The sequence below is a fragment of the Paenibacillus sp. N22P23 genome, from assembly GCF_059383735.1.
Map to the genome: position 1 here is coordinate 1060949 of NZ_JBXENT010000002.1, position 24917 is coordinate 1085865.

17 protein-coding genes are annotated in these 24917 nt (G+C 52.3%); 2 read left to right on the forward strand and 15 right to left on the reverse strand.

Going from position 1 to position 24917, the window contains the following annotated elements; translation table 11 throughout:
* Positions 1-6 precede the first annotated feature (6 nt).
* Together AC506A_RS15335 and AC506A_RS15340 are read right to left on the reverse strand one after the other, a co-directional pair.
* Positions 7-903: a phosphotransferase gene (locus tag AC506A_RS15335; RefSeq protein WP_495461851.1), complete on the reverse strand. Its 897-nt coding sequence runs from the start codon at positions 901-903 to the stop codon at positions 7-9.
* A 275-nt stretch (positions 904-1178) separates the two neighbouring features.
* Positions 1179-1844, reverse strand: a complete 666-nt coding sequence (locus AC506A_RS15340; protein ID WP_495461917.1) for a formylglycine-generating enzyme family protein — start codon at positions 1842-1844, stop codon at positions 1179-1181.
* A gap of 178 nt (positions 1845-2022) precedes the next feature.
* Here AC506A_RS15340 and AC506A_RS15345 point away from each other — a divergent pair, with 178 nt between their 5' ends.
* On the forward strand, positions 2023-3534 hold the full coding sequence (locus tag AC506A_RS15345) for a peptidase G2 autoproteolytic cleavage domain-containing protein (RefSeq protein WP_495461852.1): 1512 nt from the start codon (positions 2023-2025) through the stop codon (positions 3532-3534).
* Positions 3535-3992: 458 nt separating this feature from the next.
* On the opposite strand, the gene AC506A_RS15350 is transcribed toward AC506A_RS15345, so the two are convergent.
* From AC506A_RS15350 to AC506A_RS15360, 3 genes are read right to left on the reverse strand one after another with little or no spacing between them, the layout of a single operon-like run.
* Positions 3993-4370, reverse strand: a complete 378-nt coding sequence (locus AC506A_RS15350; RefSeq protein ID WP_495461853.1) for a nuclear transport factor 2 family protein — start codon at positions 4368-4370, stop codon at positions 3993-3995.
* A 37-nt stretch (positions 4371-4407) separates the two neighbouring features.
* Positions 4408-5331 carry an ROK family protein gene (locus AC506A_RS15355; RefSeq protein WP_495461854.1) on the reverse strand — a complete coding sequence of 308 codons (924 nt, stop codon included), beginning with the start codon at positions 5329-5331 and terminating at the stop codon, positions 4408-4410.
* 13 nt (positions 5332-5344) lie between these two features.
* On the reverse strand, positions 5345-7093 hold the full coding sequence (locus AC506A_RS15360; protein ID WP_495461855.1) for a class I mannose-6-phosphate isomerase: 1749 nt from the start codon (positions 7091-7093) through the stop codon (positions 5345-5347).
* Positions 7094-7301: 208 nt separating this feature from the next.
* On the opposite strand from AC506A_RS15360, the gene AC506A_RS15365 reads away from it, so the two are divergent.
* Positions 7302-9392: a stalk domain-containing protein gene (locus AC506A_RS15365; protein ID WP_495461856.1), complete on the forward strand. Its 2091-nt coding sequence runs from the start codon at positions 7302-7304 to the stop codon at positions 9390-9392.
* Positions 9393-9495: 103 nt separating this feature from the next.
* Here AC506A_RS15365 and AC506A_RS15370 read toward each other — a convergent pair whose 3' ends face one another.
* The 10 genes from AC506A_RS15370 to AC506A_RS15415 form a co-directional block, all read right to left on the reverse strand.
* Entirely contained in the window at positions 9496-10644 is a 1149-nt protein-coding gene (locus tag AC506A_RS15370; RefSeq protein WP_495461857.1) for an acyltransferase domain-containing protein, read from the reverse strand.
* Positions 10645-10860: 216 nt separating this feature from the next.
* Positions 10861-12354 (reverse strand): arylsulfatase, encoded by a 1494-nt coding sequence (locus tag AC506A_RS15375; RefSeq protein ID WP_495461858.1) that lies wholly within the window; start codon positions 12352-12354, stop codon positions 10861-10863.
* 11 nt (positions 12355-12365) lie between these two features.
* Positions 12366-13628 (reverse strand): alpha-L-fucosidase, encoded by a 1263-nt coding sequence (locus AC506A_RS15380; protein ID WP_495461859.1) that lies wholly within the window; start codon positions 13626-13628, stop codon positions 12366-12368.
* A gap of 40 nt (positions 13629-13668) precedes the next feature.
* A complete protein-coding gene (locus AC506A_RS15385) occupies positions 13669-14541 on the reverse strand; it encodes a sugar phosphate isomerase/epimerase family protein (RefSeq protein WP_495461860.1) in 873 nt (290 codons plus the stop codon).
* 25 nt (positions 14542-14566) lie between these two features.
* Positions 14567-15571 carry an asparaginase gene (locus tag AC506A_RS15390; protein WP_495461861.1) on the reverse strand — a complete coding sequence of 335 codons (1005 nt, stop codon included), beginning with the start codon at positions 15569-15571 and terminating at the stop codon, positions 14567-14569.
* Between the two features lie 61 nt (positions 15572-15632).
* The gene (locus AC506A_RS15395; protein ID WP_495461862.1) at positions 15633-16325 is read right to left on the reverse strand and encodes a copper homeostasis protein CutC; all 693 of its coding nucleotides are present in this window, start codon (positions 16323-16325) and stop codon (positions 15633-15635) included.
* 64 nt (positions 16326-16389) lie between these two features.
* Positions 16390-19809 carry an endo-alpha-N-acetylgalactosaminidase family protein gene (locus tag AC506A_RS15400; protein ID WP_495461863.1) on the reverse strand — a complete coding sequence of 1140 codons (3420 nt, stop codon included), beginning with the start codon at positions 19807-19809 and terminating at the stop codon, positions 16390-16392.
* A complete protein-coding gene (locus AC506A_RS15405; protein ID WP_495461864.1) occupies positions 19809-22208 on the reverse strand; it encodes a hypothetical protein in 2400 nt (799 codons plus the stop codon). The genes AC506A_RS15400 and AC506A_RS15405 overlap by 1 nt, the downstream gene beginning before the upstream one ends.
* Before the next feature lie 84 nt (positions 22209-22292).
* Positions 22293-23942 carry an extracellular solute-binding protein gene (locus AC506A_RS15410; protein WP_495461865.1) on the reverse strand — a complete coding sequence of 550 codons (1650 nt, stop codon included), beginning with the start codon at positions 23940-23942 and terminating at the stop codon, positions 22293-22295.
* Between the two features lie 57 nt (positions 23943-23999).
* A complete protein-coding gene (locus AC506A_RS15415) occupies positions 24000-24896 on the reverse strand; it encodes a carbohydrate ABC transporter permease (protein ID WP_495461866.1) in 897 nt (298 codons plus the stop codon).
* Positions 24897-24917: the final 21 nt, after the last annotated feature.

Here is a 24917-nt window from a genome sequence, read left to right on the forward strand (position 1 = left end):
TCCGTTTCACTGAAATAATGCCCGCTGCGCAAACCATAGACCCAGATCAACTGACCCTTGCACGCCTAGCAGCCGATAGAAAAAACGATAGATAGTGCGATAATCAGTTAAATCGGGAGGGGCGAGGATCGACGAATACCCTTTGAGGAAAGAAGCCGCCGATCTCTCATCAAGCACATACTCCAAACCAATAAAATCAAGCTCACGGGGACCTACCGCATAAGCTTCAACATCCACTACCGCGGATAACATCCCGTCATGAATTAGAAACTGCGATGAATCAAGATCTATAAAAACAGGACAGAAGTGAGCAGGTACCGGAAGATCTTCAAGGTCACGAAGCATCGCATCAAGCTGCACCTTTATCTTGTTATCATTCGCATAATCGCGATCAACGAGCTCTCTCATGGTGTGAGACAAGCGAGTATGGAAGGATTGTTGTGGACCAATTGGAGTTCCACCAAGGTTGCCAAAATAATGGCAGCGCTGCAAATGGACTCGACCCAACCAGACACCTAGCTGATGCAGCAGTGCATCGGACTGCAAGGAGAAAGACTGGAATGTCTGACCGTTCATTTTCTCGACGACAAGATACTCTCTGCCCTCGATTATCTGATGCTTATGTATTCGCGGCGCTGGAATATCTGCAATAACACTAAGCATGGCAGCATTCGCAGCGAAGAGACGCATTCGTCTGGGGTCAATCCCAAACAGATCATAACACCCCCACCAAAACTCATGGGTCGGCGCTTCCTTCCATCTGGATGAACGTACGACACATTCCTCTGATGCGGTCTTCACCAGCCAGACATCGCTCGCATGCCCGGAATAACCAGGGTCGAGCACCGTAATATGTTCAATTGGTTCATCAAAGAGCTGCTGAAGCTCAGAATCAGTAGTCATCGCTGGAACACTCCCATTGGTATCAGCTTCCGATCTCTAATCTACCTATTAACTGTTCCAACTCCAGATCTATCATCGAATAGCACTCCCGAATACATTTTGCGCTAACGAATCCTGTAGGCCTTATTCGTGCAAAATTGGCCACTTTTCGATTCTAACGAACTGTAGAGGTCCTATTGAGGAGAAATGATACGAAAAAGAGCCATTTAACACCAAATAAGGCCTCTAGGATTCGTTAGCGTTTCAACCCCCGTCTCTTTGTTGAAATAAGGCCACTAGGATTCGTTAGCGTGCTGTCTCGCCATAGATCGCGCCAAACGAAACCCAAGATCATCGATGCAAAATGTCGGGTGACTGCGGCGGCGGCATGTTGCCCCACAGCCTCTAGCCTCTTCTGCCCAGCTCCCTCCCCGAAAAATCCGATAAGAGCCGTACACTTCCTCGTCATAGAGATCCCAGCACCACTCCCACACGTTCCCGAGCATGTCGTATAACCCCCATGCATTCGGCTCCTTCCCACCTACCTCATGGGCGTTTCCCCCAGCATTTTCTTCATACCAAGCAATTTGATTAAGCTCGCCATATCGATAGCCAGTAGTCCCTGCTTTACATGCATACTGCCACTCCGCTTCCGTGGGAAGTCGATAGCCGTCTGCCTCCCAATCACATTGGACACCTTCGGAACGAATCGTGTAACAAGATTTCAGTCCTTCTCTCTCTGACAGCAGATTGCAGAACTTCACGGCATCCAGCCAAGAGACGTTCACGACCGGTCTCGAATCCCCATCAGAATGAGCAGCTGCATGACCCATAATCGTCGCACCGTACAGCCCCGCTGTTACCGGATATCGCGCAAGTAGAAAAGGTTTGATCTTCGCCGTCCATTTGCTTTTCACGCGGTCGTCCTTTAACTCGATTTCTCCACCAGGGATCTCCACCATCGCAATTTCGAGACTACTTACTCTATCATGTGACACACTGCCCGCCTCCTTGCTATGACTCCATTCGTTATACGTTTCAGAAAAAGAACTCTATCATCCAATCACAATCTTCCACATGTAATATTATGGAAATAGATTCACCATCATCATTATGTCTTACAAAAGGAGATGTTGCAATATGGCACCATGTAACGCACAAGCCACGGGGACATGCTCCGAGGCAGAAGGTTTGGATACGTTAGCAAGCGGAGATGCCTCGCACGCGGAAGGGTTCCAATCCACTGCGAGTGCTTTTGCCGCTCACGCGGAAGGATATGCTAATACGGCTGGGGGACCAGCCTCTCATGCGGAAGGTGGAAGTACGCTTGCAGAAGGCATTTATTCGCATGCCGAAGGCAGAGAAACAGATGCCTCCAACGAGGCTTCACATGCGGAAGGGTTTCTATCGAATGCAAACGGATTCGCAGCGCACGCGGAAGGTTACGCTACGAATGCGATTGGCCCTGCTTCCCACGCGGAAGGAGGCGGTTCGATTTCTTTCGGTATCTATGCGCATGCCGAAGGTGAGGTAACACAGGCCACCGGCGACCGCTCTCATGCGGAGGGCATGAATACGCTGGCCAATGGGATGAATGCGCATGCCGAAGGGGAATTGACTCAAGCTTCCGGCTTAGATTCTCACGCCGAAGGACTTGAGACTTTCGCTACCGGACAAGGCGCGCATGCTGAAGGAGAAAGCAATACCGCAAGCGGGAGAGCATCGCATGTTGAAGGAAACTTGAACCTAGCCAGCGGCATGTTCGCACATGCGGAAGGACAGCGCACAGTTGCAAGCGGCGATGTCTCGCATGCCGAAGGAAACCTAAGCATTGCAAGCGGACAATCCTCTCATGCCGAAGGGGCTGTGACCACGGCAAGCGGCTTTTCCTCGCATGCACAAGGCGTCAACACGATCGCTGACGGATCATTTTCCCACGCCGAAGGACTGAACACTTCCACAAACCTGCTAGACGGGGTACACATTATGGGGCAATTCGGCTCGGCTAACGAACTGTCCTACTCGTGGTATTTGGCCAATGGAACGAGCGAGGCCGCACCTGGCTTGGCAGCGAAGATATTGAGCAGTGGCGATGTGAAGATTGACGGAACGATGAGCAGTCCTGCTGCAGACTATGCGGAGATGTTTGAAACCTTCGACGGGCAGCCGATCGCACCAGGCTACTTCTTGGCCTTAGTGGAAGACAAGGTGCGAATTGCTACTTCTGCAGATCACTATATTGTTGGCATTACCAGCGGCAAGCCTGCTTTCCTATCCGGTAACGCTGAGCTCGGCTGGCATCGCAAATTTCTGACCGATGAGTGGGGACAAACCCTCTATCACGATGTACAGATTCCGGAACGGTTGGATGCTGCGGGACAACTGCTTTCACCTGGACGCGCAGAACGCCAGCCTCTACTGAATCCCGATTGGAACCCGCTTCAAGAATACGTACCGCGGCTAAATCGACCGGAATGGGTAGCCGTTGGCATGGTAGGCAAATTGCTTGTAAGAGATGACGGCTCTTGCCAGCCAGGCGAACTATGTGCACCGGACGATAACGGAATTGCCACTCTCGCAAACAAAGGATACTATGTACTGAGAAGAACTCTCCCTAATCAGATCTTAGTATTGCTTGGCAACCGCTACTAGAGGTGCTTACTGCATCTGCTGATTCGCAAGTTATGAACACAAAAAAACCGCCACAATTTAATTGTGGCGGTTGACTATACATCATGAAATAAAATTGTAACGGTTGTCAGCATGGCTATTTCATGAAAAGAAGCCTATTTGAACCTCTAACGGTTGTCACTGACGTTATTTGTAACAAATTGGTCGATTCCTAGTGGAAAACGTTCAAATAAGCTCGCTGGCAACCTTTAGAAAAAAAACAGGGTGAATTTATGCCAAATAACAACTGTCACAACCGTTAGAGTTGGCATGCGACAAAGCATGCGCTCATCGCGGAGGTACAGCACATACGATAGATTGCCCTCGTGCCGTACCGGAAGCTAAAAAACGACTTTGTATCAAACGTCTGTTTCTCGACACACTGCCCGCCACAATTTAATTGTGGCGGTTTTTTTATCTTACTCGGTAATCTGTTAAAGCTAGAACATTCCGTTCTCATTAAGTGATTGCTCTGGTATGGCCTGACCTAAATCCCACAATTCGATGATGCGGCCGTCCTCGAAACGAAAGATGTGCACCACAGCGGCTCCGAGGTCTTCTGGCTTTTGTTTCACATGAGAGTGAACCATAACGCAATCCCCTTCTTCGATGGTGCGTTTGACAACAAGGGTCTTTTGAGGGTTCGACGCCGCGTTTTCTTCCATCGCCAGCATGAGCGAATCTGCATCGCCACGGAAGTAGGAATTGTGATGACGGAAGCCCGGGGCTACATAACTCTTGTAGGCCTCGCGCACCTTCCCCGCGGCTACCAGACTTAAGAACGTCACAGCCTTCTCTTTAAGTGGTTCTGTATTCATTGCAATCATCCTTTCAATGAGAATGTATTTGTCCTGTTCACCTTACTAATTCATAGATCCCCCGAAACGTACTCGCGAACGTATCTCGGCTGATGCGTACTTGTGCTTTCAGCTGCTGTTCCGCCAGCCCCGCCTGCAAAGCCCCCTGAAACAAGCTGGCACTCTTCGAGATCTGCCCGCCGAGGATGATCACATCCGGGTCGAACTGCCGCAAAGCCGGTCCCAAGATGAGCGCCATCCGCTCGCCGAACGCCTCGAACAACTCCTTCTCCGGTTCGCTTCCGCCAAGCGCGTCTTCTGCCAGCTGACGCACATCTCTGTTGCCAAGTTCGAGGCCAAGCTCCTCTGCAAGCTGCAAGACGCCGCTCTTCGAGATATACCGGTCGGCGATTCCATCGCGATAAGGCGTCTGGTACAACCAGCCGTTATCCGGCACATCTTCGCGATGCTTCACCAGACTACCGTTCTCCAAGAAGCAGGAGCCGAGGCCGGTGCCAATCGTGAGGCATACGACCCGCTCCCCATGACCTGCTTCCGAACCGCCAACTTCCCCGAGACCAAATAAAGCGGCATCATTCTCGAAGGCAATGCGGAACTGCGGCGCAAGCCGCGCTCGCAGTTCTTCATTCGCGCGAAGCGCCTCTTCCAGCAGCTTTCCTACGGAAAGGCCGTACAACGACTCGAATTTGCCTAATCCACGAATTAAACAGATCCCATTCTCGTAATCGAATGGGCCGGGGAAGGCGAGCCCGAAGCCGATGATCGACTCCTCAACCAGTCCGCCTCGCTTCAGCATGTCCTGCACAATGGCAACGAAATGCGCCAGGATCGCACTCGCTCCTAGATCCGATTTTGCCTCATATTGCCCAATCGTCTGCTCGATTATGGATCCGTCACGCATGACAGCTGCTTTAATCTGCGTACCGCCAACATCAAATGCCAGAATAACGCCCGGATTCATTATGGATGCCCCCCTAGGCTCTGACAAATGCTTTGATCGTGCCGATTGTTTTGCCAACACTCGGACCGCTTGGGCGAATCGTATACGCAGAGACAGAAGCGGGAACGATGAACGTTTCCGCATACCGGATGACGAATGGCTCAAACGCGCCGTCCGGACTTTCCACCGTCGCCTCTTCCCCTTCGATCAAATTCAGCATATGAACACTGCCGTTAGCCTCATGACGAACCGGTGCCGAGAACCAGTGCCTCCGCGTCTCGATAAACTCGAGATCATGCAGTCCTGTTCGTTCTTCCTTCCAGCCTTCGCCTTCCGCAACCGGTTCAACACGGCCGACACAGCTCTTCGTCCATTCCGTAGTCCGATCCCACTGAATGACCTTCTCGCCATGGTCCACATGCACAGGACGCGGTTTGCCATCCAGCCCGAGTCGATCCCAATCCCACAGCTTAAAGGTGAAAATATACGGAGTAGCGCTAATCTCAAGCACCATGCATCCTTCACCCGAACAGTGAACCGTCCCTGCCGGGATGAGGAAATGATCATGCTTAGCAGCCGGGTACACATTCACATATTGCTCTGCAGGGAACGTAAATTCACCCTGCTGCGCCTTACGCAAATCAGCCATCATCTGCTCCGAATCCACGTTGTCCTGTAGGCCTAAATATACTTCCGCACCTGGAACCGCCTCCAGAATGTAGTAGCTCTCATCTTGCGTATACGGCATACCGAACTGCTCGCGAATATATTCAGTCGTTGGATGCACCTGCAAGCTTAATTTCTGACCGCCAATCGTATCGAGGAAGTCGAAACGGATTGGGAACTCAGCCCCGAAGCGCGAGTACACCTTCTCACCGAGCAGTTTAATCGATTCGAAGAAGACCAGATTAATCGAAGGCAGCTCCAACCGAAGCCCGCCATATTGAAAATAAAGACTGTTCTCCTCAGGCACACCATCGAACCCCCATGCATACGGATGGTTCCGCTTCGGCAGGTCGATGTTGGCCTCCAGCCAAGTTCCACCCCATACGCCGGGATCAAAATACGGCACGAGCCGGAACGGCTGACTTACCGTTTGGGCAAGACCGGCAAACAGCGCTTCCCGGGAGAGCATCTTTGGAGCATCTGCTGCATTCGTATCCAGGTAGTAATCGATACCGCCTAGCAGCGATTTCTTCAGTCGATCGGCCATCCGCCATTCGAAGAAGAAGCCACGCTTGTAGAGACGGAGAATATCCGTTTCCACGACGTTCGTTCTCCAGTTGCGATAGGTCTTCGCACGATAACGCTGCTGGATTTCCCAGCGCGCCAGGTCTGCGTACAGCAGCACATCACCGCTTGTCACAAGTGTTGCACCGAAGCCGATCACGACAATGACTCCAGACTGTACAGCATCGATTCCATCACGGAGCTGCTGCAGCTTATCCGCATCATAGAACTCTTCAATTCTAAAAGGCGTCATATAGCCAAACACGCGATCATCCGTCATATAGCGCTCGACTTTGCGGTCAACCTCATCAGGTTCCAGCGCTGCGTCTTCCGCATTTACGATAAGTGCAGGCGCCAACGCAGCAGACAGCCCCGCAATAATTTCCTCTTGTCTTACGCCGGGGTAGCATTCCACGACGACAACTGTTTTCGTTTTGCTTGTGTTTGCAAGTGCTGCTCGTACTGTACTCCCGATTGTTTCATAACCCGACCATGCTTCATGCTCCCAGCCCTGAATCGTCACAATCGGTTCCTTGTTGTATCCTGACTTCATTTGAGTAACTCCCTCTCTTCTTGCGTCTACATCCACCGGATTTTTTCACCTATTTTAACACAAATAAGCAGGAACCCGAACCTGATTCCGATTATTCCATTTCCGATTTCTATATTTTCTTTTCCAAGCATCGCAACTTTATGGTAAATATAGTCGTTTAAACAGTGGTCATCCAAATTATCGATTCGAAATAGAGAAGGAGTCGCGTATGAAACCACTGAAGCATTATCTTGTCTGTACTTTGGCACTATTAACTTTATTTCAAACTGCACCGCTATCAGCAGAGGGAACGGTCGATGCACCTGCTTCTACGACCGATGCACCTACAACGACAACGACGACGACAGGCGACTCAACAGCCGCTAATCCGAATATTGATGTCGCAACGATTAGCGGCGCACTTACACCAGTAGCGCCTCCGGACAACGAGCTTGTGCTGAAGAAGAACAGCACCGCGATGTTGTTCAACAAGAAGCCGCTTAAAGCCGCGCAGCCATTAACGATCAAAAGCGGTTCCTCATATGCCGCGCTGAACGGGATTGCGGGGCCTTTCGGCTACAAGCTGTCCTATAATGCGAAGACGAAGGAATCCATCGCGAAAGCCGGGGACATCGAGCTTCGATTCAAGCCAGGCAGTGACATTATTATTCGCAACGGTGAATCCGTGAAAGGTCCGGGTCCGACTTTCATCCTGAAAGGCTCGCTCATGGTACCGCTTCGCATGTGGTCAAATTTGACCGGCAGCCGTATTACAGCCCGCGGCATCGATACCGTTATCAACTGGGCAGCACCGCCATCGGCGGAATTTACCGTACAGCCTACTGAAATTTTCGCAGGGCAAACGCTTGTTGATTATTTGGTGAACGGCGTTCCTACAGTAGTGGATGAAACCAACACACATGAGCGCTGGGAAGGACGACAGTCCATCTTCCTAGAGGCCGGTATGCATGTTGTAACCCACTGGGTTCAAGGTGAGAACGGCGTATGGAGCGAGCCATTCAGCGTTACAGTTAATGTGCAAATGCCGAATCAGCCGCCGGTAGCAGATTTTACAACGGATAAATCTACTTATCGCATGGGTGAGCCTATCACGTATACCGATCTGAGCACCGACGACCGCAATGACATCGTTTCAGCTAAATTTACGGGAAATGCTCCTGCTTTCTTCAGTGAAGGTCAGTATCCGGTCACGCTTGAAGTAAAGGATGGCGGTCAATTGATCGGCACCGTAACGAAGATGATTACCGTCATCCCGGAAATGTTATACACCGAAGATGAGTTTAACCTGCTCTTCACGCCGGTTGGACGCAAGTATGATATGGACGGAGCGGCCGTGCTTAACTACCCGACCATCTCTTATACCTATATGAATGAACCGGCAAGACTTGTACACAGCAACAGTCCTGAACGTTGGATGACGACAGGTCTTGTTTACGACACTGTGCTTTCCGGCGCTACACGCTTCCTCTTCTATAACGAGAATGGAGCAGGCTACCCACTCAAAATGTTCTTAATTGCGACAAACACAAGCAGCACTGGCATGGCCTCTGTCGGTATCGGCGCATGGGGCAAGGGCGGTCCGGACAAATCCTCCATTATGGCAGGCAAAATGGCTACGATCCGCTATATGGATGCGCTCAGCAAAAATGTACCGGCTTCCTACGTTACCCTCGCTCCGGGCGAATCCAAGGTACTGCTTCCTGAGATGTCGAATGTTCCTGTTAAACCGGGAGACGTGTTCTCGGCTTATGCAGATGTTGTTTCGTCAACGAATATTCAATACCGAATCGTTGTCGTGCCGGATAAACAAGAGCCGCTGCCGATTCTCGATTCCTTGACCGTCATGCCTCGCGATAATAAGCATGTCCGCGGCACATTCGATTACGCAGACCGCGTGATCGATCTCAGCACCTCCGAACCGCTCGGCACCAAGCCGCAGCGTATCGTACTTGGCGACAGCAAGATCGACAAGCTCGTGGACGGGATTGACGAGATGACCGGCTTGCTCGAATACGATTTCGGCAACTTTGGCGTCTTGTACAAAATGAAGGTGCATGTCGCGCCGAATACGCTTGTCGGCATCAACGCCAGAGGCGGCCACTATGCAGGCGCGTTCATCGTTAACGGGCAGCTCACTCCGGTTACAACCGACAGTGCACTGCTGGATCAACATGAATCCGCCGTGCTATACCGCACCGGTGCAACGTCTGAAACACTCGACATTGTCTTCACGCTCGCATCCGGCAGCTACTTGCCGATTAATATGACCTTCCAGCCATTGCCGCAGCTTCGCCAATAGCAGCTGAGGGCCAACTGAAGGCATCACAAAGAAACGCCGCACCGCGAAGTAACTTCGTGGTGCGGCGTTTTCTCTTTTTAAATGCGATCTCGTTGCCATGAAATCACGCTAACGAATCCTGAGGGTCCATCAGAATAAAGCCGCCCATATCCCGCAATGCACCGCCGCTCGCAAGATGTCCAAGTACGGCACGGCGAAGCGAGGTGTCGGCTGGCGCTTGTGTCCAATCTTCGTACAACGTACCGAATATGCGGCGCAGGCTTTCTTTGCCGTCGCCGCCTACCGGATAGAGCCGGAATTCGCGCTGGAAACGGACGATGTTGGCGGAATCGCTTAGCAGCTGCTCGAACTGCGGATCAAGCAGCCAAGAGGTGCAGACGAATGCAAGCCGCGTCTCTTCCGGGAAATACCGGTTGAAGAACCCGACTGCATCTTTCATCGAATCCAAACACTGCGCATGATCCATCTTGCCATCAGCGGCAATGTGGACATCTAGAACAGGATCACCGGCGCGCAGCACCGTTTCCCACTCGTCCGTGCGGAATGTCTCCAACTGACGAACCGCGAAACCACCATCCGAAATCCGATGCCCGCGAAAACTTCCTTCGCCTTCTTCGAGCACAGATTCCCATGCTTCCGCTTCGTCGAAGCGATCATTCGTGCCGTCAATGAGTCCATCGCCGCGGAATCGAATGCCGTTCTCAGCCAAGACGATCACCTCGTAAGTAGCCAGGTGGCGAAGCACGCGTCGGCCTCCGCCGAAGCGGCCGCGCTCAAATTGCAGTCTTCCGATTCGGAACAATCGGAAGGACAAATGGTTGACGAGCCACTCGTTGCCGAGTCCCCAGCGATTGTGCCTGCCATAATAATCATGCATCCACAGCGCCATGTCGCTGAGCGTATGCTTCAAGATTTCCTGCGGAATGCCTCTCTCCGCATAGAGCCCTTTAAGCCGATTCAGTCCGCTGAGCAGAATAAGCGGCTGATAGAGTTCTGCTCCTTCACCCATCTCAGCAAGAATGCCGGAGAACGTCTCCCCGCTTGAAGCTGCACCATTGCCCGATTGAAACAGCAGTCGATGCCCTCGCACTGCCAGCGTACTCAGTCTCTCGTCCTGTCTCACCTTTACAGCAGCTTGCTGCAAGGCATCCCATGCCTCGAGTGGAAGCTCTGCGACAAGGTTGGCCTCCCGAAGTGCGTCATCTTGCAGAAACCATCGCTCATCCTGTGTCATTTGCCCTTGCCCGTTCATGTATACTTCTCCCCTTATAGCGCGCGGTGCTTCGGCATCCCGCACATTCTGCACTCGGATTGCGTTGTTGTTGTCGATTATAGCATAAGTCTCTTGCTACTAATTTACCTCATGCTAGATTCATCTGACTAGATGACGAATGGTTTGCGTGTTCAACCATGATTTTGAACATGCAGCACGCAAAAAACGGGAGCCCGACAGCTCCCGCCTTTCCTCTTACATTTGAAACACACTCGTTAGCAGTTGACGCGGCGGACGTCCGACAATAAGCCGACCATCTTCCACATAACCTTCTTCGCGTCCGTCCAATTCCGCTGCCAAGCGCTTCCTCCACTCGGCTAACCGGCCACCCCAGTTCGGCGAACCTGCGAGGTTCACCATCTCCTGCGGATCGCTCACTAAATCGAATAATTGCTCCTCACCTGACTGCGAGAACCAAAGATATTTCTCCCGGCCATCCGTTACAAAATGGTTCGACAGCGCTCCATACGAATGCTCGCCGTGCAGATATGGCCGCCAATCGGCCTGCTCTCCCCGGCATAGCGGAAGCACGCTGCTCCCATCTACCGTACCCGGTATCGGAACACCGGCGATGTCGAGGAGGGTCGGCATGATATCGCGCAGCTCAATCACTTGCGAAGCTTCACTGCCTCGACGTAACCCCAGCTTGCCACCCGGATCGCTGACGATAAACGGTACCTTCGCGCTTCCTTCATACGGAAGCGCTTTGCGGTAATAATGATGATCCCCAAGCAGCTCCCCGTGGTCAGAGGCAAACAGGATGATTGTATTACCCGATACACCATATTCCTGTAAGGCATTCACCAACCGGCCAATCTGATCGTCAAGATGCGTAATTAGCGCATAATAGGCCGCTCGAGCACGATCCAGCCTGCGCCGCGGCACAATGCCAAAATGCGTAGTCGGATCAGACCCATTCGCCATAGCCGCATCTACATCCACCCAATCCCCGATTGGAGGATCGGGCAGCTCCAGGTCCTTGTACATATCCATATAGACCTGCGGCGGATCAAGCGGCGAATGCGGGCGGACAAACGATGTATATAAGAAGAACGGTTTGCCCGGGTCCCGGCGACGCAGAAAATCGATCGACTGCGTCACCGTCCAATTCGTCGGATGCAGCTCCTCCGCCAGATGCCACGGCCGCGCGGCTGCCGATGCATTGCAATCGAGGCCATTATCGGTGATATCGACCTGCGCGCCTGCGCTCTGACGCAGCCAAGTCAAGTAATCGTCCACTTGATCGAAATGCCCATCGACCGTGTTATCATGCTTGCTGCGGTTATGATGCAGATAGCCGTCATGCAGCACGATATTGTGAAACCCGCATAGATTGCGCGCGGGATAAACATGCATTTTGCCGACGCATTGCGTATGGTAGCCGGCACCGGCAAGCTCGCCTGCCAGCATATGCTCGTACTCCCATGGCACGCAGTCCTGATACCCGACGCGTCCATGCGAACGCTGACTCATGCCGGTTAAGAGCGCCGCTCTGGCCGGAACGCATGTCGGCGTAGCCGAATACGCATTGCGGAACAGAACGCCGGATCGCGCTAAGCGATCCAGGTTCGGCGTCTCCACAATCGGATGACCGACAGCACTCAAGCAGTCGCCGCGCATCTGATCCACCGTGATTAATAGAATATTAGGCCGTGTCTCGGACTTAGAGTGAGATAAGCCGCTGCTCATGCGAACCCTCCTTATTCACCGGAATAATGAACAGATAATTCGCGAATGATTGGCTCCCCGTCGCTTTCCGTAACCTCAAGTATAACCCCAGCTGCTTTAATCGTAGGAATGCGGATAATCGCTTTATGACCGATGTTTCTGCCCTCATACACCGTAATCGCATTGTGCGACTTGGACGTAACAACTTTCACAACGAACTGCTGAACACTTTCGCCGCGAGTGAGATCCTCTTGAATGATGATATGATCAATCAAATGCGACTCTTGCGCTTTATACGTCCACTTCGATCCTTCCTGCGTGCACGAAGAAAGCGTCGCGATCGGACGTTCAAACCGACGACGAATTTCTTCGCCGAATTGCGTCAGATGCTGGGTATCCTTGTTCGGAAGAAGTCCTTCGCGGTTCGGTCCGATATTCAGCAGCAGGTTCGTGCCGCGACCGACGGACAAATAGTACAAGCCCATCAGCTCATCCACGCTTTTGACCATATGCTCGTCCTCATCACTGTAAAACCAGCTGATCCGGTTATACCGCAATTGCACGTCGCATTCAGCAGGCAGCCACATCTGTGCACCAAGCTTCTCTTTCTCATCCGTCAAAATCGAGAAATCAGTAGAATCCACCACGTTCCAAGTTGGCGTCGAAGCTACGCCGTCTTCATTGCCGATCCAGCGGAAATCCGGATCACCCATGTTGAAGATCAAGATGCCCGGCTGCAAGCGGCGAATTTCGCCAATGATCCGGTTCCAATCGTAGGTATGGCCTTCAGAGCCGCAGCCATCGAACCACAAGATATCGATTTCGCCGTAATTGCCCAGCAGCTCCGTAATTTGATTCACGAAATAATCGTCGTAAGCTTTGGCATCCTGGGTGTAGAAATTGGCAGAGCCGTCATAAGGCGAATAGTAAAGGCCAGGCTTCACGTCGTACTTCCGGCAGGCATCAACGTACTCGCGAATGACGTCGCCTTTTCCGTCCTTCCATGGGGAAGCTTCCACCGAGAAGGAGCTGTATTTGGACGGCCAGTTGGAGAATCCGTCATGATGCTTCGCAGTCAGTACCGCATATTGCATGCCCGCTTCCTTCGCGGTACGGATCCACTGCTCGCAATCCAAATTTACGGGATTAAAGTCAGCCGGCGACATGGGACGCTCGTCGAAATCGGCATACCCTTCATAGAACGTCCGAAGCCCGAAATGTAGAAACAAGCCAAATTCCATATCCTGATAAGCCAGCTGCTTCGCCGAAGGTACCGGCTTCTGAATCGTTTGCATCTCTTATGCCGCCTCTCTTTTCATACGTTATTTCCTGCTCTTATGCCTCTTGCCACAGCGTGCGCAGATTGTCCATCGCGATCCGCGACGCTTCTTTGCACTCTTCCATACCTTCGAACTCAACCGTAATATAACCATCATAGCCGGATTGCTTAATCAGCTTCGTGATTTTGCGAATTGGAATTTCGCCATGACCGACAATGGCACCGCGCAAATAATTGTCATGGCTCGTGCGGAACCAATTGCCGCCACCCGGCGGCTCATCGAACGGACGGAAGTAGAAGTCCTTGAAATGAACCAACGATGCATAAGGAAGGTTCTTGATCACGCCGATAACCGGATTTTCGTCTACGCACATGAAATTACCGATATCCAGTGTTGTTTTAAAATTAGGGCGATTAACGGCATGCAGCACGCGTTGCACGCGATCGCTCGCTTGCGCGCTGAAGCCGTGATTTTCGATAGTCGTCGTGATCCCATACTGCGCTGCATAATCAGCAATGATCTGGCTGCCTTTCACCATCAGGTGCAGGTTCTCCTCGAACCAGGCAATCGTCATTTGTTCCTTCGGAATCGTAAAAGCCGTTACATCATGACGCATATGCTTCATGCCAAGACGGTGAACAAGATCGACATGCTCCTTAACGCGTGCCATCTCCGCTTCGAATGCCTCTTCATCAGGCTGCACGAAATTGGCAGGCATCGAGTAGTTGGAGAGTGCAATGCCGACTTCCGCTGCCTTATTGCGAACCGCATCGGCCAATTCCGGATTATCTACGAGCGTAAAGCCGTACGGAACGATCTCCATATGCTCCCCGCCGTTATCCGCTATCCACTGAATCGCATCCAGTACGGTCATTTCGCCCGACTTCAATGCGTTTAACAAACTGTATGTGCTTAATCCGATTTGCATCCTTTGTACTCCCTCACCTGCGTAATTATTCGTATCGCTGCAGTGTAAATACCGCCTCATTGCGGCCGGCAACGATGCCGTTGTCATTGAGCATATCGGCAGGTGCCAATGCACGCAGCCGGTCAATCGTTTCCTGGCGGGAATAGCCGATCTGCTCCAGGATCGAAGCGATAATGAGCGGCCATTCTTCCGACGAACCGTCTAGCACTTTCAAGGCGAAACCGAGCCCTTCCTCTCGCAAACCGAAACAATAAACGCCTTTCGCCCCGCCTTTGGCAACAATATTGTCGTCCATTAGCAGCACCGAGCAGATTTGTCCCGTTCCGGATACCATCTCGGGATGGCGGTTCATGAGTCCCGCAATCTTAATCGCTGCACGGCGTACCGCTTGATCCTCGATAAGCTCAGGCAGAGCCAGCTTCAGATAAGCCGTCGCCAGTCGGTCGAGCGGAATCGCGAATACGGGACAGCCGCAGCCGTCCACGCCTGTCACGACCTCTTCAGCCGGCATAGCTGCCAAATAAGCAAGCGTAGCTGCGATCTCTTGCTGCGCAGGATGATCGGTATCCGTATAACCTTGCACCTCGTAGCCTTTATGCTTGCATAGCGACAGAATGCCGAGATGCTTGCCGGAGCAATTGTGATAAATTCTCCGTTTCGGCGAGCCGCTGACGAACAACTCATCTCTGGCTGCGCCGTTTAGCGGGTACGTTGGTGAGCAGACCAACTGCTCCTCGTCCACGCCGATTTTCACCATCATCGACTCCAGCTCCGAGACATGGAACGTTTCCGCCCAGTGGGAGCCCGACATGATCGCCGTTTCTTTCTCCGACAATCCGAATGCTTCATCTGCGCCATGTATAAGTGCAGGAAGCGCCTGAATCGGCTTCCCGGAAGAGCGTAGAAACGTCAAGTGACGAACATTCCCCGTACCGTATCGGATGCCGCTCGCATCTACTCCACAAATATGACCGCAGTGCACATTTTCTACATAACCCCCGCGATACTCATTAACCAATACCTCAGACATCTGATTACTCCTCCTACCTCTTGCGTTAGCCTTCACACCGGAATCTTGCAGCAAAATAACCTTATTGCGGTTTGAGAACCGCCAGAACAGCAGCGAGCCTCACCGGATCAATCGGAGCTTGGGACAGTCCGTTCTGCCTCACGCCTGAGCCAAAATGAACGGCACGGACACCTGTTTTCTTCACGAAATCAGCTGCTGATTCCAGCGTAAGCCCGCTTCCCGCCATAATTTCCGGACCTCGGCCGTTCTTGCTTTGCCGGACGAGTTCCATTATGGGATCGACCGCATCCAGTACGCTCGGTTTCCCGCCGGACGTCAGTACAGTGCGAATCTGTGGATAGCGAGCGAGTGTCTCATACGCCTCCTCCAGATTGCGCGTCTCATCGAACGCCCGATGAAATGTAACGGGTACGCCATCTGCCGCATCAAGAAGCCGCTTCAGCTTCTCTTCGTCGACCCTCTGCTCTGCGGTCAATACGCCAAGTACGTAAGCGCCGATACAAGAGAATCGCAGCTTCTTCATCTCAAGGAGCATCTGCCCCATATCCTCTTCTGAGTACCGGAAATCCCTGCTATGCGGACGAATCATGACATGAACCGGAATCGTAGATTCCGCTGCGATTTCTTCCAAACAGGCCAAAGCAGGCGTAAGCCCGCCTTCCTCGATAACCGAGACAAGCTCGATGCGATCTGCGCCATATTCGGCAGCAATCCGGGCATCTTCCGGTGTTAACGCTATAACTTCGAGTAGCATCGCGAATCTCCTCCTAGCGGGACTGCTATAGTCACTTACCATTTTTCACTCTACAATTTTCGTGCTAATAGATCCAATTCACCGCAAAACGATCCAGTACCAGTGAGCCTGTTTCCGTGTCATTCCTCATGATAGCCAAGTAGTAATCGGTATAAGGCCCCGTCGATAGCTCCATCGACCATTGGCATTCGCCATTACATAGAGGCTCCACGATGTCCTGAGAAGGACCTCCATCTGTCGTCCGCAGCGCAATGGAGTACTGACCGTCATGATCTGACTTATAGTCAAAAGCAATCCGATAGCGCTGATTCGCCAGCAGCTTCAGCGTCGAAGGCAATGTTCGAAGCAGTTCCCCGGTCAACTGATCCATCGTCTTGAGTGACCAATCCCCTTCCAGCGTATCCTCCGTGAAGCCTTCATGCCGCTGCGACAGATGCGTCTTGCCAAGCTTCGGATTGGCGCTGACGAACAGCCCCCAACCTTCATCGACTTGTTCGAAGTCTTCGTAGACCTCATGATCACCGCGTAAGCCTGAACCACCGCTCACTTCACGAACTCGTACATCGTCAAAATGCACATAGGAATCCGCGGCACCTTGTTCAGCTAGGAGAGACAGCATCACTTCCTGCGATTCAAGATTCGTGGCCGGAAGCTGGAAGCGAACCGCAAGCCGCTGATAATAGGTGCCTCGCTTATCTGAGTCAGGAGCGCAGTTGACGACCGACGTGCGGTTAATCGAATGGCTGATATCGGGACCGCCATAGCCTGACACGCGGATCGTTGCCTCCCGGCCATCCGAAACCTCTACCCATACGGATGCCGAATAGGTCCGGCCCCTCGCCAGCCCTTCCAGTTTCTGAACAAGCTGTGCATCGGCTCCCTCATTGCCGCTAATGCACAAATAAGACTGGCCGTAGCTTGTCTCCTTGACGGCGATATGCTTCATACTGCTGCCAGTGGACGATCGCTTCCACCACGTGAAGCCATGGCTGTCAAACCCCGGATCCTTCACAGGGCTGCCTTCACCCCACTCGATGTCAGGAATTGGAGGAGCCTCTTCTTTATATAACACATATGGCGTGCTTGCGTCTGCCGCAATGTTGACGTATCCGGAAATAATCGGGACATGCTGCACGAATTGACGTCCTTGGTTCGTCAGTCGGTACAGCTTGACGGTCCCATTCTCCGGCCAACTGGACGGAAGCTGCCATATCGTCTCGCCGCTGCCATCGTTCCAGTAATAGATTTTGGTCTCTTGAATCGGATCCCACGGGATGAACACGGAATTCCCGATTGCAACCGGAATCCCATCTCGCCGAACAGTCGTTATCCCATCCTCTAATCGAGAAGTAACACCATCGGTGAGCACGATCTCATCGTCCTTCCAGCTCATAATCGCAAAATGCATCAAATACCGGTAAGGAAGCTGCTTCGTGTAGAACGAACGAATAACTGCCGGTAAATCCCGCTCCCGCTGCCAACCCATAAATCCGTTATCGCCATAACGCTCGTATCCGCCTTTCAGCATCGCATCCTCAGCATAGGCGTCTTTGTCCTGATGGCGGATGAACCGGGATATCCGGCTGTCACCGGTGGAATCATGCGTCCATACGGCATCTGCATCCAGCGCATCGGCTTCTTCCGTCCAGATGGTCCATCCGTTATCGCGCAGCTGCTTCGTTAGCCGCCATGCCGCCCAGTGCTCATCTCGATACGTATCCACGTAGATAAATCCGAGATGAGGCGCCTCTTCTTTGAGTGCATTCAAACGCCGATCGAATTCGCCGGACCGAATATCCGCTTCTCGATCGATATAATAAGACTGATCGAGCCAGCGCCAGCCAGGTGTTGTCGTCACGAGCGCATCCGAATAGGCTCTCGCCTCCGGATAGGCTTCACTATGATTGATATGAACGCCAATGACCGCGTTATAGCTTCTGGCCTGCTCCGATAGCAGATTCAAATGTGCCAAGCCGCCTGCCCGCTCGTTATAATTACCGCTGTAGTCGGGATGACCGCTGTCATGACCTTCGCTTTGATACCCTTTCAGCTCCAGCATTTGCCCGAAGCCATCGGTATATAGATAGAACTTCTTCACATTATCGAGAATACGCAGAAACGGAAATTGCGCCATACTGCCGAAATTCATCGCGATATGCGCGTAGCTTCGGCGAAGCACCTCGGCGCCGGGAATCGCGGGCAGCGCCTCGCGAACCGCAATAGCTCCATCCTGCCAATCCACGATTCCGTCACCGTTGCGGTCATCTGTCAGGATTACTTTCGCCCACGGCTCCTCAATAATCTCCATGTCCGGACCTCTGTAAGTCCAATACGCATGCCAAACAGCCGTCCGCAATTCTCCCTGGCGCATAACGGTTTGAACACATAAGCGCTTGCGGTTATGCAGTGAATTGCCGATCACGCTGGCAGCCAGCTCTGCGGTATTCAAGATCGCAATGGCATGATACTCTGGCGCGGCAGCCGGTTTCGAATCCGAGACCGTTTCGAACTTATCGCCTTTAATCCCTTCGGCACAGGCTATTGCCGCTCCTTCTTGCGACTCCCGAACGGAAACAAGGCCATGATTGGGGATGGCAATCGTACGAATCCGGAAATCTCCATTCTCTTGAATCTCGGAAATGCGCAGTTCTAGCGCAGCATCCGAAACTGTGAAGGCAACCGACATTTCAACACGCAGCTCAGCAAAATCCAGTCGATAGGCCACTGCAGCTTCATCACTCAGCAAGGATTGCAATGTAATAACAGGCTCGTAGAAACGCCCATTCAACTCGACATAAGAAAGACGATCCCCTTGACCGAAGAGAACCGCTCCGCTCGCCTTCCAGCGATAGTGCAAAACACGCGGAAACGCGGCATCCAGCTCCACCTCGAGCAGCTCCGAAGACAGGACCACGGTCTGTGCTGCCTCATTGTCGTTGTCCGTTGAACTCTCGCCCGTGGAGCGATAACACTCCGCAAGCGGACTCAAGCAAGCATCGTAGAATCGGCCATGCCCCCCTTGCCCGCCAAGCTCGCCATCACCATCTTCACTGCCCAAGGCGCAGAAGCCAACAGCCCCTGCACCTGTCTTCCATTCCGGCAGTTCGCCATGATAGACTTGATAGCCGTTCATCGCAACAGTAAGCACCGATTCACAGAACCGAAGCTCTATGCGATAGTCCTTCCCTTCATAGAGAGGATCGGACTGAAACAAGACGCCTTGCTTCCCGCAGGGCATCGACCAAATCCATGTGCTCTTCCCGAAGGGGTCCATCGGCTTGTCGCAGCCAATGAAGATCCAGCTGTCCTTCGATGTATAGCGAATAACAGCTCCAACTTTCCCGGCAAGGCTAAGAGGAGTCAGCGTAAACGCAAACTCCCCATCGCTAAGCTCTTCCGCCCCCTTCAAGATAGCGAAGGCAGTATCAGAAGCGTTAGCGACTAGCACTAACGCCTCCTCTTGCATCCAAACCGTATTCGTCATTAAAGGCTCCCCACTTTCGCAGCTTCTGCCTGCACAGTTTCCGCTTCGCCCCATGTACTTACCGTTACGCTAACGACCGGCTTCGGATCGCCTTCGAACTTGCAGCTGAACGAAACGGTCCCGCCGCCTTTCCGAACGATCGGCGCATCTGCGGAAGCCTGAACCGTCCGCAGCAAATTCCAATTCACATCATACACCTTTCCGCTTCGTTCGCCATCGCACACGAGGTATTCATTCGCGCGCACATCCGTATCGAATGTCATATACGCACCATTCGTATAGAAAGTCGGCCTGCGAATAAGTGCGTCGGTGTTGCCATAAGAAGGCGATACGCGCAAGCTGAAGCGCAGCGGCTGCTCATCGAACTTGTTATAGAACGCCCAATCCGCGCCGCCCGGCTGTCCGGGCTGAAGCTCCTCCGGGTTGCACTCCAGCGGCTTCGACATGCTGACCGGAATGAGGCGCCAGCTATCATCGCCGGCTGTTTCCAGATGCCAGTCGCTCTTCGGGTCGCGCATCCGTTCGCGCTGCTCATCCGAGAACGCTCCGGCATTGCGAGCCGTTTCCCATTGACGCACTTGTTCCAGAAGCGCATCGACATTGCCGTTTCGCTTCAGAACGGCCATATCCGCTGCAAGCGCGAATCCGGCTCCGAAGCCGGCCGCTTTAGAAAGCACCCATTCGATCTCATCGATCGTGGTCGCTTCGAATCGATCGGAGGTCGAGCGAATCAGGAACCAGCCAAGCATCGGCGGGATGAAGTTGCGTTCGAAATACCGCTGATTCGTGAGCCGCCATTCCAGCTGTCCCTCTCGCGTCGATACGCCCCACGGCTCTCCCCAATTGAAACGAGTGAAGATATGCCACAGGTAATTCGGCACGACAATGCTCGCATCATTAATAATTTCCGTGCCCCATCCGTCGTAACACTTCTGCACGAAGCGGTTTACGCCATAGCCATCCTGGCCCGTAGCGAAGCAGCCCTCCAGCCCGTCGAAGGAGATCTGCTTCAAGCCTGTAGCCAGAAACAGCTCCGCAATCCGCTCGCTATATTCATCCTGCAGCTCGATATTCGGAAAGAAGACATCATAAGGATGATCCCACAATCGGCCAATCTCGGCGCCGGCCTCATGCCCGGTCACTGCAGTGCCGTTGACACCGCGTTTCACGCCAAGCAGCTTCCAAGGCTCTTGCTCCGATACGGAGTCATATTCAATGATTTCGGTACCGATCAACGCGGATTTCCGAAAGAGGTTTTCCTTGAATGGCTGCGGTTGATCAATCAACAGTTCTACCGCTTCAGCATCTATCGCCTCTACTAAGTGAGCAGAACCTACCATCTGCAATCTAGCATCCGGAACCGGCGCGACATATGGATCATTTAGCGTCGTAAAGTTAGAAAGCGTGTGAACGCCAACATGCACGCCTTCCTGCTCGGCTGCCTCAACACAGGCGCGCATACTTTCATCGCCGCGTGGAAATTGTCCCTGCTTCAAGACGAAATGGCCCCATTTGGTGAATGGGTCCGGATGATACACGTACTTCAGCCCGGCCTGATTCGTATATCGTACTGCCTCAGTAATGGTCGCCTCGGAGAAATCGGTGATCAGATACGACTGGTTGGCAGCAGTCGCAGTCTTCATCCACTCCCCGTCAATCGTCGGATGAGGCAAGCCTTCGCCGAGTTCAACCGCTTCAATGGCAGGCAGCACTTGTTCCACCGCGCAGCCGAACAAGGCGATTTGCGACCCGATCATAGTCGCATCCTCTCCTTGCAGAGGCTTAACCTCGATATCATTCAAATTCCAAACCGGCCTGCGGCCGCCCCTCGTCCGATCCCGCACGAATGCCTGCAGCAGACTGCCTCCGCTTGTCGGCCATGCCGTGCTGGATTCATAATCAAATTTACTGTCCGCATACGACTCTCCTGCAAATGCCAATCTATCCAACTCGGCAGGCCATCCGCCGATTGTTTTCATATTCAAGGCTAATAAGCCAATTGCAAATTCACCATCGTGCACAACACCTATCGACTCACCGATGGAGCCTGCAACTGTAGTTGCGTACGGTCCCCATACAATGGCATCAATGTCAGACTTCCCGCCTGCTGCAGCAATTTGAAGCAATTCAAACGTCAAATAGGTTTCCTTCATCCGAACCGCAACATCCACCTGTGCTCGGCCAGCCTCATAATAGAAGCTCAACAGACCCGCACGCTCATCATAAACGGCCGAAGCCGGAGCTTCGATTCGCGTCCCGACGACGATTTGCAGCAGCGGCGAACGATGTCCGGCAGAAGCAAATTGTTTACCGCCCTCCACATCTGTAAGCGCGATAATATCCCCTAGACTACTAAGCTGAACCTGCAAATTCCCTGCCTGAAATTGAAATTGTTCCATCCGAAACCTCTCCTTCTCCCCTTAAAAATGGATGTCCTTCCCAACGCAAGATTGGAAAGGACATCGTCATTACTTGCTATTCGATTATTGTTTCAAGTTGGCATCGTACACTTGCTGTGCTTCTTCAAGCACCTTGTCGCCGCCCATGCTCTTCCACTCGGATACGAATTTGTCGAAGTCATCCAGCGATTTGCGGCCTGTGATGAAGTCGATGAAGTTTTGCGTTGTGAACTGCTTCAGTTTGTCTTGTGTTTCGTTATAAACCGGCTTATTGAACGGAGCCAGAATATCGATGTTGCGCGTACCTTTTGCTCTCGTATCTTTAGCCAATTGACGCAAGCTTTCATCAGACGTGTACGAGGTTTGGAAATTATAGTCGTTGAACGAGCCGCTCATCGAGTACCCGCCAAGACCTAGCTTCTTACGCTCATTCTCATCGGTGTACGGCGCAATGTATTCCACCGTTCCTTTGTCGCTCAGCTTCCAATCCTTGTCCTTCTCCCCGAAGTTCAGCTTCTCATAGATAGCCGGATCGAATTGCGAGGCTTCGAAAATTTGCATATATTTAACCATTTTCTCTTGATCCTGCTCCAACTGTTTGCCGAATACGACGCCGGAAGCATAAGCCGGATTGTATTGCGAAATCCCATACTTGCCATCCGGACCTTTCACGCCGCCCGTAATCGCGAAGTTAAAGTCAGGGTGCTTCGCCTTCAACTTGTCATACCACTGTTCGCCGCCAAGGAACGCGTTGCCCGGCAGGAACGCCCACCAGTAGAACTCGATGGCACCTGATTTATCGGTAAGCACTTTATCTTCCACGTTATTGCCCTTGTTAACGACAAACTCAGGATCGATTAGCTCGTTCTTGTACCAGCGATTCAGCACTTCAAGCGCTTGCTTCGCGCCTGGCTCGATTTCGCCGCGGACCACTTTGCCGTCCTTCTCGCGGAAAATATTCGGGTAAGCATCGTATGCGCCGAACACGGAGCTGAACATGCTTTCAATATTTTCACCGGAAGCCGTCATGCCGTACGTATCTTTCTTGCCGTTGCCGTCCGGATCATCATTACGGAACTTCGTCAATGCAGCTTCCATCTCTTCGATCGTTTCCGGTGTCTTGGTAATGCCCACCTTCTTCATCCAATCCTCACGGAAAGCAAGCTCCATACCGTCGATCCCGATATCCCAGATAACCGGCAGCGCGTAGATTTTACCGTCTCTTCTCACATATTTGAACGGATCGTCGCCAAGGAAACTCTTCAGCCACGCCATGTACTTCGGCATATTCGTCTCAATCAGATCTTGCGGAATTTCGGAAATGATGCCTTGTTGTAAATATTTATCGTAATCCGTGAAGGATGGCTCCTTCATCCAATCAGGGATATCCCCCGAGGAAATCATCAGGTTTACTTTCTCTTTGAAACCTTCTCCGCCTGTAGGTACGAATTCGACGTCGACGCCGAATTGTTCGCGAATGGCTTTGACTCCAGGCGCATCGGCTTTGGCAACCTCAGGGCTTCCGGTCCAAAATTTCAGCAGCTTTTTCTCGGCCGGCTTATTGTCCGCAGCAGCTGTATTGCCGCTGTTTGCACTCGTATTCGCATCCGATTTAGCTGGTTCGTTCGTTTGTGCATTCTCATTCGAACCTGAACTTCCACAACCCGAAAGTACGGAAACAACGAGAACACTTGCTAGAGCACCTGTAACTAACCGTTTTTTGCTACCTTTCACTTGAACCAACCCTTTCTCCCTTTTGATGTTTGTCTACTTTATCTATTGGAGGGATTCTCATCCCTTAATAGCCCCAATCATGACGCCTTTGACAAAATACTTCTGAATGAACGGATATACGATCAGCATTGGCAGAATCGAGAACATGACGACGGTGGCCTGCAGCTGACGGCCCGAGAATTCCGTGTTCTTGCCCAGGTTTTGAATGAGCAGCGTAATGTCTGACGTATTGTTCTGGATAATGATTTTGCGAAGTACCACCTGCAGCACCTGCTTATCCGGATCCGTGATATAGATCAGGGAGTCAAACCAAGCATTCCAGTGACCTACACCAACCCAGAGTGCAACGGTTGCCAGTACCGGTTTCGAAAGCGGAAGCACCAGCTGCGTGAAAATTCTGGCGTAACCTGCGCCATCGACTCTCGCCGACTCTTCCAGCTCCTCCGGAATCGACCGGAAGAAGTTTCGCATGATAAGTACGTTGAATGCTCCAATCATGCCCGGTACGACAAGCGCCCAAACAGTGTTCATCAGATGCAGCTCTTTAATGAGCAGGTAGGAAGGAATTATCCCGCCTCCGAACAGCATCGTGAACAAGATCATACTCGTGAATCCCTTGTTAAGCGGCAGATCCTTCTTGGATAGTGGGTAAGCCGTCATGGCTGTGAACACGATAGATAAGATAACGCCCAGCACGGTACGCAGCAATGTGTAGGCGTAGCCGGACCATAAGGCATCGTATTGCAAGGCTACTTTATAGCTTCCGAACGTCAGTTTCGACGGCAAGAGCACGACCCCCGAAGTGTAAGCGGCGCTGTCAACGCCTGCACCATCCAGCGAGATGACCACCTGCGTCCAGAACGGGTACAAGGTGACGATCATGATCACTGCGAGTATGGAATAGATAATGATGTCGATGATTTTGTCTGCCGCTGATTTTTGTACATTTAGCATCGTCTGCTTCCTCCCCGGTTC

Coding starts and splice junctions, on each gene's coding strand:
- AC506A_RS15385 (WP_495461860.1), bottom strand. CDS start 14,541: ATGCAAATCGGATTAAGCACATACAGTTTGTTAAACGCATTGAAGTCG.
- AC506A_RS15395 (WP_495461862.1), bottom strand. CDS start 16,325: ATGCTACTCGAAGTTATAGCGTTAACACCGGAAGATGCCCGGATTGCT.
- AC506A_RS15335 (WP_495461851.1), bottom strand. CDS start 903: ATGACTACTGATTCTGAGCTTCAGCAGCTCTTTGATGAACCAATTGAA.
- AC506A_RS15375 (WP_495461858.1), bottom strand. CDS start 12,354: ATGAGCAGCGGCTTATCTCACTCTAAGTCCGAGACACGGCCTAATATT.
- AC506A_RS15355 (WP_495461854.1), bottom strand. CDS start 5,331: ATGAATCCGGGCGTTATTCTGGCATTTGATGTTGGCGGTACGCAGATT.
- AC506A_RS15340 (WP_495461917.1), bottom strand. CDS start 1,844: ATGGTGGAGATCCCTGGTGGAGAAATCGAGTTAAAGGACGACCGCGTG.
- AC506A_RS15360 (WP_495461855.1), bottom strand. CDS start 7,093: ATGAAGTCAGGATACAACAAGGAACCGATTGTGACGATTCAGGGCTGG.
- AC506A_RS15390 (WP_495461861.1), bottom strand. CDS start 15,571: ATGTCTGAGGTATTGGTTAATGAGTATCGCGGGGGTTATGTAGAAAAT.
- AC506A_RS15350 (WP_495461853.1), bottom strand. CDS start 4,370: ATGAATACAGAACCACTTAAAGAGAAGGCTGTGACGTTCTTAAGTCTG.
- AC506A_RS15370 (WP_495461857.1), bottom strand. CDS start 10,644: ATGAACGGGCAAGGGCAAATGACACAGGATGAGCGATGGTTTCTGCAA.
- AC506A_RS15365 (WP_495461856.1), top strand. CDS start 7,302: ATGAAACCACTGAAGCATTATCTTGTCTGTACTTTGGCACTATTAACT.
- AC506A_RS15345 (WP_495461852.1), top strand. CDS start 2,023: ATGGCACCATGTAACGCACAAGCCACGGGGACATGCTCCGAGGCAGAA.
- AC506A_RS15400 (WP_495461863.1), bottom strand. CDS start 19,809: ATGACGAATACGGTTTGGATGCAAGAGGAGGCGTTAGTGCTAGTCGCT.
- AC506A_RS15380 (WP_495461859.1), bottom strand. CDS start 13,628: ATGCAAACGATTCAGAAGCCGGTACCTTCGGCGAAGCAGCTGGCTTAT.
- AC506A_RS15405 (WP_495461864.1), bottom strand. CDS start 22,208: ATGGAACAATTTCAATTTCAGGCAGGGAATTTGCAGGTTCAGCTTAGT.
- AC506A_RS15415 (WP_495461866.1), bottom strand. CDS start 24,896: ATGCTAAATGTACAAAAATCAGCGGCAGACAAAATCATCGACATCATT.